14 protein-coding genes and 2 other annotated features are annotated in these 12,496 nt (G+C 35.5%); all 14 genes read right to left on the minus strand.

The features are described from left to right. Positions 1-16: 16 nt before the first annotated feature. Entirely contained in the window at positions 17-376 is a 360-nt protein-coding gene (gene rplT / locus ACSBPO_RS17015; protein WP_442595379.1) for a 50S ribosomal protein L20, read from the minus strand. A gap of 37 nt (positions 377-413) precedes the next feature. After that, entirely contained in the window at positions 414-614 is a 201-nt protein-coding gene (rpmI, locus tag ACSBPO_RS17020; RefSeq protein ID WP_442595381.1) for a 50S ribosomal protein L35, read from the minus strand. A gap of 12 nt (positions 615-626) precedes the next feature. Next, positions 627-1,133 (minus strand): translation initiation factor IF-3, encoded by a 507-nt coding sequence (gene infC / locus ACSBPO_RS17025; protein WP_442595383.1) that lies wholly within the window; start codon positions 1,131-1,133, stop codon positions 627-629. A 70-nt stretch (positions 1,134-1,203) separates the two neighbouring features. Next, positions 1,204-1,334, minus strand: a sequence feature (ribosomal protein L20 leader region). A gap of 149 nt (positions 1,335-1,483) precedes the next feature. Further along, on the minus strand, positions 1,484-3,415 hold the full coding sequence (gene thrS, locus ACSBPO_RS17030) for a threonine--tRNA ligase (protein ID WP_442595385.1): 1,932 nt from the start codon (positions 3,413-3,415) through the stop codon (positions 1,484-1,486). 64 nt (positions 3,416-3,479) lie between these two features. Continuing rightward, positions 3,480-3,709, minus strand: a binding site (T-box leader). Between the two features lie 61 nt (positions 3,710-3,770). After that, positions 3,771-4,637 (minus strand): putative sporulation protein YtxC, encoded by an 867-nt coding sequence (locus ACSBPO_RS17035; RefSeq protein ID WP_442595387.1) that lies wholly within the window; start codon positions 4,635-4,637, stop codon positions 3,771-3,773. A 198-nt stretch (positions 4,638-4,835) separates the two neighbouring features. Further along, on the minus strand, positions 4,836-5,774 hold the full coding sequence (gene dnaI / locus ACSBPO_RS17040; RefSeq protein WP_442595389.1) for a primosomal protein DnaI: 939 nt from the start codon (positions 5,772-5,774) through the stop codon (positions 4,836-4,838). Positions 5,775-5,790: 16 nt separating this feature from the next. After that, positions 5,791-7,179: a replication initiation and membrane attachment family protein gene (locus ACSBPO_RS17045; RefSeq protein ID WP_442595392.1), complete on the minus strand. Its 1,389-nt coding sequence runs from the start codon at positions 7,177-7,179 to the stop codon at positions 5,791-5,793. A 210-nt stretch (positions 7,180-7,389) separates the two neighbouring features. Beyond that, positions 7,390-7,854: a transcriptional regulator NrdR gene (nrdR, locus tag ACSBPO_RS17050; RefSeq protein ID WP_442595394.1), complete on the minus strand. Its 465-nt coding sequence runs from the start codon at positions 7,852-7,854 to the stop codon at positions 7,390-7,392. A 93-nt stretch (positions 7,855-7,947) separates the two neighbouring features. Continuing rightward, positions 7,948-8,340 carry a hypothetical protein gene (locus ACSBPO_RS17055; protein ID WP_442595396.1) on the minus strand — a complete coding sequence of 131 codons (393 nt, stop codon included), beginning with the start codon at positions 8,338-8,340 and terminating at the stop codon, positions 7,948-7,950. Between the two features lie 84 nt (positions 8,341-8,424). Next, on the minus strand, positions 8,425-8,805 hold the full coding sequence (gene speD, locus ACSBPO_RS17060; protein ID WP_442595398.1) for an adenosylmethionine decarboxylase: 381 nt from the start codon (positions 8,803-8,805) through the stop codon (positions 8,425-8,427). Positions 8,806-9,112: 307 nt separating this feature from the next. Then, on the minus strand, positions 9,113-10,147 hold the full coding sequence (locus ACSBPO_RS17065; protein WP_442595400.1) for a glyceraldehyde-3-phosphate dehydrogenase: 1,035 nt from the start codon (positions 10,145-10,147) through the stop codon (positions 9,113-9,115). A gap of 174 nt (positions 10,148-10,321) precedes the next feature. Further along, positions 10,322-10,921, minus strand: coding sequence for a dephospho-CoA kinase (gene coaE, locus ACSBPO_RS17070; RefSeq protein WP_442595402.1), 600 nt, complete (start codon positions 10,919-10,921; stop codon positions 10,322-10,324). 18 nt (positions 10,922-10,939) lie between these two features. Then, the gene (gene ytaF, locus ACSBPO_RS17075; RefSeq protein ID WP_442595404.1) at positions 10,940-11,575 is read right to left on the minus strand and encodes a sporulation membrane protein YtaF; all 636 of its coding nucleotides are present in this window, start codon (positions 11,573-11,575) and stop codon (positions 10,940-10,942) included. Between the two features lie 70 nt (positions 11,576-11,645). Next, entirely contained in the window at positions 11,646-12,476 is an 831-nt protein-coding gene (gene mutM / locus ACSBPO_RS17080; protein ID WP_442595405.1) for a DNA-formamidopyrimidine glycosylase, read from the minus strand. Positions 12,477-12,496 lie beyond the last annotated feature (20 nt).

Consider the following 12,496-nt stretch of genomic DNA (forward strand, 5'->3'; position numbering starts at 1 on the left):
CTATGGTCAATAAAAATTATTTATTGAATTGAGCTTTTGCAGCGTTTGCTAATTCAGCAAATGCGTTAGCGTCGCTAATTGCTAATTCAGCAAGCATTTTGCGGTTTACTTCGATACCAGCAAGCTTTAAACCGTGCATTAAACGGCTGTAAGAAAGACCGTTCATACGAGCTGCAGCATTGATACGAGTAACCCAAAGCTTACGGAAGTCGCGCTTCTTTTGGCGACGGTCACGGAAAGCATACATTAAAGATTTCATAACTTGTTGGTTAGCAACTTTGTATAATGTATGTTTTGAACCGTAATAACCTTTAGCTAATTTGATAATTTTTTTACGACGTCTGCGAGTAACTGTACCGCCTTTTACACGTGGCATGTGTTTTCCCTCCTATATTTCAATCAATCGATCAATATTACTTAACGTTTACTAATAAGAAACGAATACGCTTGTAGTCACCACGAGAAACTAGAGAAGCTTTACGTAAATGACGCTTTTGCTTTTGTGATTTGTTTGAGAACATATGGCTTCTATATGCGTGTGAACGCTTTAATTTACCAGACCCTGTTCTTTTGAAACGCTTTGCAGCGCCACGGTGAGTTTTCATTTTAGGCATTATGGTATCCTCCTATTGCTTATCAATTTTCGGTGCTAACATTAAGAACATACTGCGACCATCCATTTTTGGTGGTGATTCAACAGTTGCTACTTCAGCACAAGCAGCTGAAAAACGGTCTAATACTTTTTGACCAATTTCTTTATGAGTAATGGCACGTCCTTTAAAACGGATTGATGCTTTTACTTTATCGCCTTTTTCTAAAAATTTAATAGCGTTACGAAGCTTTGTATTAAAGTCATGCTCATCAATTGTTGGGCTAAGGCGAACCTCTTTAATATTGATGATCTTTTGATTTTTACGAGCTTCTTTGTCTTTCTTTTGTTGCTCAAATTTAAACTTTCCATAGTCCATAATACGAGCTACAGGTGGTTTAGCATTTGGTGCAACTAATACTACATCAAGATTTACACGAGCAGCAATTTCTAATGCTTCGATTTTTGTCTTGATTCCCAATTGGTCACCATTTTGGTCGATAAGACGAACTTCGCGTGCGCGAATTCCCTCGTTTAACATCATGTCTTTACTAATAGTTAGACACCTCCAAGGTTTTTTAAGCGAATACAGCGAATAATCAACATCCCGCTAAAACAATAAAAAAGTGTGGATGCATTATACACCCACACTTAACGAAACAAATTCAATAGTTGTTTTCGTAGAACCTGTCAACTGCTTAAAGGCGTCAATTCAGGTGAGAAGCGGGTGCTTCTTCTTGTTTCAGCTTGTATTCAATTACCTTAGTTACTATATCATAGGCAATGATGTTATGTCAAACAATTCATGTTTTGCAACAACGTTTTAAATATTATCAAAATATACATCACATTGCAATAGATTTTCAAAAAAAATCTAAATAACAACATTATCCATTAACGTGTAACTTCAGCTACAAGCTTATTGGCAAAATCAGAAAGTGATACGGTCTCTGAATCTTGTTCTCCATATTTACGAACATTAACAGCTTTATTTTCCACTTCCTTATCCCCAACTACAAGCATGTAAGGGATTTTTTGCATTTGTGCTTCACGGATTTTGTAACCGATTTTTTCATCACGTTGGTCAAGCTCGACACGTAATCCTTTTGATTGAAGCAATTCCTTTACTTCACGAGCATAGTCACCATGAACAGTTGGTGAAACAGGGATCACTTGAACTTGAACAGGTGCTAACCATGCTGGGAAAGCGCCCTTGTATTCTTCGATTAAATAAGCAACAAATCGTTCCATAGTTGATACGACACCACGGTGAATAACAACCGGACGATGCTGTTTTCCATCCTCACCGATATAGCTTAGATCAAAGCGTTCTGGTAATAAGAAATCTAATTGAACGGTTGATAATGTTTCTTCTTTACCAAGGGCTGTTTTTACTTGAACATCAAGCTTTGGACCGTAGAAAGCCGCTTCGCCTTCAGCCTCAAAATAGTTAACACCGATCTCATCCATCGCTTCTTTCAGCATGGATTGAGCCTTATTCCACATTTCATCATCGTCAAAATATTTTTCTGTATCTTGAGGATCACGGTATGATAATCGGAAGGAATAATCGTTAATGTTAAAGTCCTTATACACTTCTAACACTAAATTCACAACACGTTTAAATTCATCTTTAATTTGATCAGGACGAACAAAGATGTGTGCATCATTTAAAGTCATACCACGAACGCGCTGTAACCCTGATAAAGCTCCTGACATTTCATAACGATGCATCGTTCCAAGCTCAGCAATACGAATTGGCAGCTCACGATAACTATGCGGGGCATTCTTGTAAACCATCATATGGTGCGGACAGTTCATTGGACGTAGAACAAGCTGTTCATTATCCATTTCCATTACAGGGAACATATCTTCTTGATAGTGAGCCCAGTGCCCAGAAGTTTTATAAAGATCCACACTACCCATGATTGGAGTGTATACATGGTCATATCCAAGACGAACTTCTTTATCAACAATATATCGTTCAATTGTACGTCTAATGGTTGCACCTTTAGGCAGCCATACAGGTAGACCTTGTCCAACTAATTGATTATTAGTAAATAAGTTTAATTCTTTACCAATTTTACGATGGTCACGTTCCTTAGCTTCTTCCAATAAACGTAGGTGTTCTGCTAAATCCTCTTTCTTAAAGAAGGCAGTTCCATAAATACGTTGAAGCATTTTATTGTCGCTATTACCGCGCCAGTATGCACCTGCAATACTTAGTAGCTTGAATTCCTTTAATTTCCCTGTTGAAGGGACATGGACTCCACGGCAAAGGTCAAGAAATTCACCTTGTTGATAAACCGTAACCGTCTCATTAGCAGGAATGGCTTCAATTAATTCTAATTTATACTCATCATCCATTTCTTTAAAAAGCTGTACAGCTTCGTCTCTAGAAACTTCTTTACGGATAATATCTAAATTCTCATTAATAATTTTAGACATTTCCTTTTCAATTTTCGGTAAATCTTCCGGTGTAATAGATTCCTCAACATCTACATCATAATAAAATCCACCTTCAATAACCGGCCCAACCCCAAGCTTTACTTTAGGATACAAACGTTTTAATGCTTGTGCCATTAAGTGTGCAGAACTATGACGTAAAACCTCTATAGCCTCTGGTTGATCTTGAGTAATAATTTCAATCGCACCATCTTCCATAATCGGACGACGAAGATCATACATTTGACCATTTAATTTAGCGGCGATGGCTTTCTTTTTTAGACCTGAACTAATGGATGCTGCTATATCTTCTGTTGTCGTTCCCATAGGAAACTCCTTAACAGCACCATCTGGAAACGAAACTTTTACAAGCTCACTCATGTTACTACTTCCTCCTTTAAAATTGCGCTATGCGTCAAATAAAATAAAAAAACCCGTCCCTAGGAAAAGGGACGAGTTTAATAAACACGTGGTTCCACCCAAATTTTCACAACTTAAACTAAAAGTCATGACTTTGTATCGATAACGGTTTTTGCCGTCAACCCCTACTATTTCGTTCAAGGTTGAAGTTTAAAGGTGGTAAGTATTCTGATCAAGTTAGGAAGTTTTCAGCCTGGACTTCCCTCTCTAAAAAACTGATTGGTAGAACACCCATGTCCTTATCATTACTTTTTACTATTATCATTAATATGTACAGTATTATAGTTTGTAATGATTAGAAAATCAAGTGTGCTTTTCACCAATTTTCGCTAACCTTCTTCATATCCACTATTTGTGCCTCATAAAATTGTTCAATCGATTTTAGTATAACCCTTTCTTCAAAAATATTTCTAATGGTTCGTACTAAAGGGTCATCTGGATTCTTGGCGTATAAATAAATCGTCCTTGGAGCAATCGATAATAGTGGGGCAATCGTGACAGAATCAACATAAACAGGATGATTGGAGAGTAATTTTCGATCGATCATTTTTGTTAATTCTGCTCTTTTTATTTCTTCAAATTCATCATTAAAGAAAGTTGGTTCTTCATCGTACACTAAATGTAAATATTTGACCTTTTCATGGCGTTTATTAAGAAACTCTCTTAAGGTATGAATAAACATTTGATATTCTTGTTCCATTTTATATTCATCAATAGATAATTCCACATATTTTAATAGTTTCTCCAAAAATTCTCGTAAACGAAACTTCACAAATGCTTCAAAAGAAAAAGCGATATTCGTATCTTGAAGCAGGTCCATCACGGCCATTTTCAACAGCTTCTTTTCTTGACCATCTACAATTAGTTCGGCTAGTTCTTTATTTTCACCGTCAATAATCGAATAAATGATATCAAGGATTGCTTGTTGTTCATCTACATCATCATAATAAAATTGCTCCGCTAAAATTTTGCGGAACCAATCATCACGTTTTGTAATTAAAATAAATTCATAAAATATGTCAATAACATTATTTTGAATGGGTTCCTCTAGTAAATGAACATTTATTTTGATTGCTTGCTTTTCTTCAAATAAAAATACCTTATCACTTAGCTCTGTTTGCTTTTCTAATTTGGAATATAGTTTTCTTGCATCCTCTTTATTTTGGAAGATGATTTCTACCAACCAAATCCCCCCTATTACACCAGCCGATTTTATATTTAGGAATAATCCATATCATTTTTGTAGGAAAATACATTTAAAATAATCGGTACATAAAAATGTTTTCTTTTTAATGTATATGGGGGGCTTGTTTAAATTAGAAGTAGCAATGAGGAAATCTTATCCTAAAAAAAAAGGCAGTTAGCTGTATGCTAACTGCTTTTAGATACGTCGATTAGGACCATCCACTTCAACAGGTTCTGTTAAATAACGTATACGTTCCATTAACCTTCTAGCTTTTATTTTTTCTTCCTCCCCACGTTGGCTATAGGTAAGATGATGTTCTAAACCTTCATAATTAAAATTGGATGTAAAAAAGGTCGGTAGGCTTTCCAGCATACGGAACTGAAGGATAGGACCTAACACTTCATCTCTTAACCAGCTTGACATGGTTTCTGCCCCAATATCATCCAGCATTAAGATAGGTTCCTTCTTTATTGCTTCTATTTTTTGGTTTAACGTGTGGTCACCGATCGAAGCTTTAAATTCCCTAACTAGCTCTGGAAAATAAACAATCATAGAGGAGATGCCTTTCTCCGCTAATTCATTGGCTATGGCTCCAAGCAAATATGATTTACCAACACCAAATTTCCCAAAAAAGAATAATCCTTTTACATTTTGACCAGTAGGGTATCTTTCTACAAATGAAGTTGCCTTATCCACAGCGTCAATCCTTAGAGGGGTGGATTCATCAAGATGAATGTCGGCAAAGGATGCCTTTAGAATATCCTTAGGAACATATAAGCTTTGGATTAGTTTTTCATTTTTCTGGCGTTCGTCATGTAATACTTTTCGAGGACAACGGTGATACTCTATGTCAATTGCTTGTCTATTCAACACCAGTTCAGGCTTATAGCCCTTCATCATATTCACACAGGATTCAAGATTAGCACATTTCTCACATTCTTTACTTTGAGATGAATACTCAAATAACTTCATTAAATTTTTTTCAACAAATTCATTAGACAAGTGTTCCTTGTTTTTACTTATAAATGACTTTATATGAGTGTCCTTAAGAATCTCTTGCTTCATCTGTTCATATCTCTTTTGAAAGTTTTCGTTTAACGAAAGTCTTTTTAATGTATGATTGATTCTTTCCATCTACTATCCCCCTCCCTTACTTTTTATATTTCTTTAATCTTTCTTCTAAGGCACGCTTCTTTTCTGCAACATCTTTATTTATTTCTGCTTTAGGTGCGCTTGATTCTTCTTCATTAAACCAATCAGGAATAAACTCTGTTCGGATAGGTTTTTTATCATTTTGACTTTTTCTCGTTTTCTTTCCATTTGCCCATTCAAGATACTGACGATTTTCCTTTAGAGCAAGGTCCATCGCATCCTCAACGGTCTTAACCCCTTTGCGGGCCCAGTGGCTAGCAATCTTTTCAACATATCCTTTGGTTAACTTCATATCTGTTTTGATTAAAACATAATGAATAAGGACATTCACAACAGCTGGTGTTAACTGCTGATGAAACATGATGTCCTCGACAATTTGCAAATCAGATTTGCTTGGTTCAACTCCACCAGAGATATCCATCAAAAATTGTCTTGGAGATACCGTTTCAAAATATCTTTTTATTTTTTCTTCCTTAGAATTCGGTTCAGTCGTTTGGACCTTTAACAACTCAGGCTGAGTTCGATCAACCAATGCAGGGAGCTTATCTTGATGCTGGAACTGATACCAATCTCTTGCCGCTTTCCTTAGCTCCTCAATATTTATATCCTCATCTTCTAATGCACTTAACACAATTGCTTGCATTTGAAGTACATCGATATTATACAGAAAAGCTAAATTGGCAATGGCCTCTTTTACCTTTTGCGTTAACATTTTTGGTGAAATAAACGAATCCTTTAACCCAGCTAATAATAAATCAAAATTAAAGCTATCAAGGTGGATTTGTATCGCTTTTGAATCATGACGGCCAACGAACGTTTCCTCTGCCCCCAATTGTAGATCTTGAGATGATTCTTGGTGAAACTGAAATGATTCAGGAGAAGCAGAGGAATAAACGTCCTGAAAAGATTTGGTAATGTCTTTGTATTCATCAATTGAGGACAATTGGTGATCACTAAAAAAACGTTTTAAACGAGCGAATTGTTTTTTACCAACTTTTTGATATAAATAAATGTTTAACATTCCATCCAAAAAAAACCGTTCTGGATTTAATGGTGGTTTTAATTCATAAATAAAGGAACGTTCATCATCTTCTAGTTTGACATATGTTTTTAAAAGCCCGATTCCCTCGAGCTTTTGCCTAGCCTGAAAGATTTCCTTTAAATTTGTATCTAAATAATTCATTAAACTATGATGGGTCGTCCGCTCTGACCACAGTCGATTTTCCTCAAGCTCCGTCCATAATGTCATATAAAGACTAAAAGCAGTTGAGCCAATTAATGGTTGGTATAAAAAAGTAAGGATTTTCTGGTCATAAAAATGGAGCATTCCATCTGAAGATACAACATATCGATCAATAGGGAGGAGCTCCTGCCAATGCTGAGCCATGTGGATTCATTCCTTTGCATAAACATAAAAAGCGTAAACGCCTTGCTCAGCCCCGACAAGCAAATGTTCTCTAATAAAAGAAGTCTGCTTTTTGACTTCTTTTATTAGAGGTTATTTGACCTCGAGGGGCTAGGCGTTGGAGCTGGATTACACCAATTTTGTTCAATTTAAAATACTAAGTAAAAAAGAGCCAAAGAACAATCTTTAGCTCTATTTGGATTTTTCTCTTTTAATCAATTCTTTTAATTCATCTATAAATACGTTAATATCCTTAAATTGCCGGTAAACAGAGGCAAAACGTACATAGGCAACCTCATCTATTTTAGCTAATCGGTCCATTACCATTTCACCAATGGATTCACTATTAATTTCGGAAATTCCTGCACTTCGAAGTTCCTTTTCCACTTCATGTACGATTTCTTCTAGTTGTTTTAGTGCAACTGGTCGTTTTTCACATGCTTTGATGAGACCTCTTAAAATTTTCTCTGTACTAAATTCCTCGCGAGTTCCTTCTTTTTTTACTACGATTAGTGGGATTTCCTCCACCTTTTCAAACGTAGTAAATCGAAAATTACATAACTCACATTCCCGTCTACGACGTATGGCTCTACTTTCATCTACTGGGCGAGAATCTAGTACACGTGTACCGTTATGTTGACATGAAGGACATTTCATATAAATCAGCTCCAATAGAATTCTCTTGTTGGTTGAATTCTCTCTATTACTATCTTATAAAAAACACTTTATGAAGACAAGCTTCTTAACTGACTAATTACCTCTTCCTGTTCCAATCATGGAGGCTTGTTTATTCAGTTTTTGATAAAATAAATCGATTTCATTTTTTAATTGAGGATATGATCCAAATAATGAAAAAGACTCAGTTGAAATATGTAGATCAACAGCCACTTCATATGGTCGAACTGCTACCACAGTAATAATGAGAAAATAAGTTTTACCCCTTTTTATTTTAACAGAAAATTCACCATGCTCCTGTGAAATATTTTCCAGATGTAACATTTGATCTTCAAATATAAGCTTTTTAACCAATTCAAATATTTGCTTAAAACTACCTTTATAATAATGTGTTTTTAAATGCTCGTCCTTGTGATTTTCTGTTGTTTCACATTGTTTTTCATACCGAGATAAAATAGAGCCGAACATTTTGGTTTCCCTCCAATAACAGTAATAAGTATAAAAAAAGAGGTGTATATTATACACCTCTCGTTAAGTATCAATTCAAAAAAATTATAAAACTTTTGCTTGGGCTTGCTTCATGTGAACCGGACCCATTCCACGAGGAATTTCAATATTCTCACGAGTTTGAGCGTTTAAAGCTTCCGCGATATAATCAGCTGCAATATTTGGATTTAAGTCTCCACAAGTATAAACATCAATACTAGCATATCCATGCTCTGGGAAACTATGAATAGTTAAGTGTGATTCAGAAATTATAACTACTCCACTCACGCCTTGAGGTGCAAATTTATGAAAAGCAACCTCACGAACTTCTGCTCCAGATTTTAATGCAGCATCAACAAAGATTCTTTCAATTAGTTCCATATCATTTAATTTTTCAAAATCGCATCCCCATAATTCAGAGATTACGTGACGACCCATTGTTTCCATTTTTTACTTCCCCCTTAACCTGGTTATCATGAATTCTTTAAAAACTGGTAAACTTAACTACCACGGGGGAAAGTTAGTCCAAAGAGGTCCTAACCCTTTAAGTAGCTACCTATTACCTTAAGAAGAAGTTCACGATGACTAGTATACTTTGTTTATATTATTTTTGCAACACATGAAATTAAAATTTTTTAATAATAATAACAAAATGTACGTACACCCATCTACACACGTATTTCCCCATTTTCCAACACAGAAAATCTTTTCAAAATAATAAAAAAGCCTGCTGATTTCCAGCAAGCTTTTCCTATTATCCTACCTTTACAGAAACTGCTTGATTGACCATTGCTTCTGCTACATATTTTACTAAATCTACTACTCTAGAAGAATATCCCCATTCATTGTCATACCATGCTAAAACCTTTACTTTATTGGACCCGATGACCATTGTAGATAGACCATCAATGATAGCTGAATGATCATTTGTATTAAAATCAACTGATACTAATGGTTCAGTAGTGAATCCTAATATACCTTTTAATTCTCCATACGAAGCTTCAATAAAGGCATCATTTACATCATCAATGGTGACATCTTTTTCTAAATCTACTACTAAATCAACCAATGAAACATTTGGCGTAGGTACACGTAAAGCCATTCCATGTAATTTACCCTTTAACTCAGGTAATACCAATGATAATGCTTTGGCTGCACCAGTAGTTGTTGGAATAATAGATTGTGCACATCCGCGAGCTCTTCTTAAATCCTTGTGTGGATTATCAATATTATTTTGATCATTTGTATAGGCATGAACAGTTGTCATTAAACCATTTATAATACCAAATTTATCATTAAGTACTTTAGCTACCGGTGCTAAACAATTCGTTGTACAGGAAGCGTTTGAAATAATTTGATGATTATTCACATCAAATACTTCTTCATTTACTCCCATCACAATAGTGATATCTTCATTTTTCCCTGGAGCGGTTAAAATAACCTTTTTAGCGCCTGCTTCAATATGACCTATTGCTTTATCTTTTGAGTTAAATTTTCCTGTTGCTTCAATAACGATGTCGATATTAAGCTCTTTCCAAGGTAAAAGTTTAGGATCACGGTTGCTTAATAGTTGCACTCTTTTTCCATTTACTTCAATTGAATCATCAAGAGGAATAACTTCCCCTTCAAATTGACCATGATTTGTGTCATACTTTATCAAATGAGCAAGTGTCTCCGCTGGATAACTTGCATTTATCGCAACAATTTCAAGATTATCTTCTAAAATTGCTTTTCTAAATACCATTCTGCCGATTCTTCCGAAGCCGTTAATTGCTATTCTTGGTTTCATTATGTGTCCCCTCTCACAATAATGTTATACTTTATATCTGTATTGTTATAATTAGTATAACATATTTGCCAATTATTGTGATAGTAAAAATGCAAAAAATAAAAGTTGTACTTTTCAGAATAAACAAAATTTCATTTTCAGACAAAAAAACGACTTAAGGTTGCCCTTAAGCCATTAGATGACCTGCCATTTTCTTAATACATGGAGCAGTTGTTCTTTTGTTACTTCCAATGTTCCATTGTTGTTAATCACTTCATCCGCTAGGTTTACTTTATTCTTTAGCGGCATTTGGGAATGAATACGAGCTAATGCTTCTTGCTCGGATAATGGATTACGAGACATGAGTCTCTGAAGTTGAGTTGCTTCATCCACATAAACGAGTAATGTTCGGTCAACCATGTGAGTTAACTTACTTTCAAACAGAAGTGGAATATCTAGAACGATTACAGTGTGACCAGCAGCAATGTAATTATCCTTTTCCTGATTCATATTCTCCCTTACAGCTGGGTGAACTATAGCATTTAGTTGTAATCTTTTCTCTTCATCATGAAACACAATAGATCCTAATTTTACCCGATTGATATCTCCATCTTCCGTTAATATATCTGCACCGAAAGCTTCAATGATCTTCTGATAGGCTGTTTCCCCTTTTTCTACCACTTTGCGTGCTGCAATATCTGCATCGACAATGGGAATGTCCATATCCCGCAGCATTTGGGATACGGTACTTTTACCACTTGCAATCCCACCAGTTAAACCTATGATTAATGCCATACTTAAACCCTTTCATATTTAAAATTTCCAAACGCCAATGATGATTAATAGGATACCAGGAATAAAAGTAAACTTTTGAACCCAATCACTTTTGGAAAAAAATGTACCACTTTTAATTCCCATCCAAACAAATACTGAGCTCATAACGGCAACTACAATCGCTAATGCAATCGGAGAAAAGCCAAGCATTGCAGCCCCAATTCCAGCTCCAAATGCATCTAAGGATAAAGCTACCCCTAACATAAGTGCTTCAATTCCAGTAATGGTTCCTGACAAGTCAAAATCGGCAGACATTGGTTTTCTCAAAATATTAATCACAATTCCAAGTGATTTAATTTCAAAATTAACTATGGTTTTTTCAATTGTAACAAGCTCTTTATTTTTTTCGGGTCTGAAAAATTGAAAAAGCACCCATGCCCCTAGACCAATTAAAATGAGCCCACCCAATTGATCTGTTATCTCAGGTGATAATATCCTCGCTAGGAAATGGCCTAGTCCTGCAGCAACCAAAAGGGAGACAGCTGAACATGTAGCAATAATGAAAATAGATTTTAGAGGTATTTGCATCTTACGCAAACCATAAGTGAATCCAACACTAAAACTATCGAGACTAACTGCGAAAGCAAGAACAAGTAGTGATATAAATTGTGCCATTAGAAAAGGCTCCTTCCTGTCAAATGCTACGACAGTATATGTAAGAAGCCTTTTAAATGTTATTGTAACGTTAATCCAATCGTTGGCACTTTGGACAAAAATGGGTACCTCTGCCACCTACAACCGTTTTTTCTAATGGATGTCCACAGTTTTTACATTCTTCCCCTTTACGACCATAAACGAAAAGTTCAAGCTGAAACATACCAATCTCCCCTTGTGAATTCACATAGGAGCGTATGGTACTTCCACCTTTTTTTACAGCCTCCGAAAGTGTTTGAATAATTTCCTTATGCAAAACTTCTAATTGTGCAGGAGTTAAGTTTTGAGCGATTGTTTCAGGGTGAATTCGCGAACGAAATAGCGCCTCGTCTACATAGATATTTCCGAGTCCTACGACAATTTTTTGATCTAACAGTGCTGGCTTCACTTTTCGGTTCGTCTTTTTCAACCTTTCACTTAAGTGTTTAAGTGTAAATTCTGGTGAAAACGGTTCTGGTCCTAGTTCATTTAGAGGTGCGACACTGAATTCTGTACCTTTCGTAAATAAGTGCATCGTTCCAAATTTCCGTACATCCTTATATCTTAATTCGGTTCCGTCCGTGAAATGAAAAATAACATGGGTATGTTTATCAATTGGTTCTTCATGAGGATAGACCGCATATTTCCCTTCCATCCTTAAGTGTGATACTAGTGCAAACTCATCTGTGTAAAAAATGATAAACTTTCCTCGCCGAGAAACATCTTTTATGGTTTGTCCCTTTAAAGCATCTGTAAATTGAATGACTTCGGAAGGGCTTTTAATCATCTTTGACCAATTTACTGTTACTTCTTTTATCGTTTTATTTAAAACTAGATTTTTTAATGTTTTTCTAACAGTTTCAACTTCAGGAAGCTCTGGCATAAGATGTCATCTCCCTTTTT

It is taken from the genome of Neobacillus sp. D3-1R, assembly GCF_052180215.1.
In the GTDB taxonomy this organism is placed as follows: Bacteria; Bacillota; Bacilli; order Bacillales; family Cytobacillaceae; genus Pseudoneobacillus.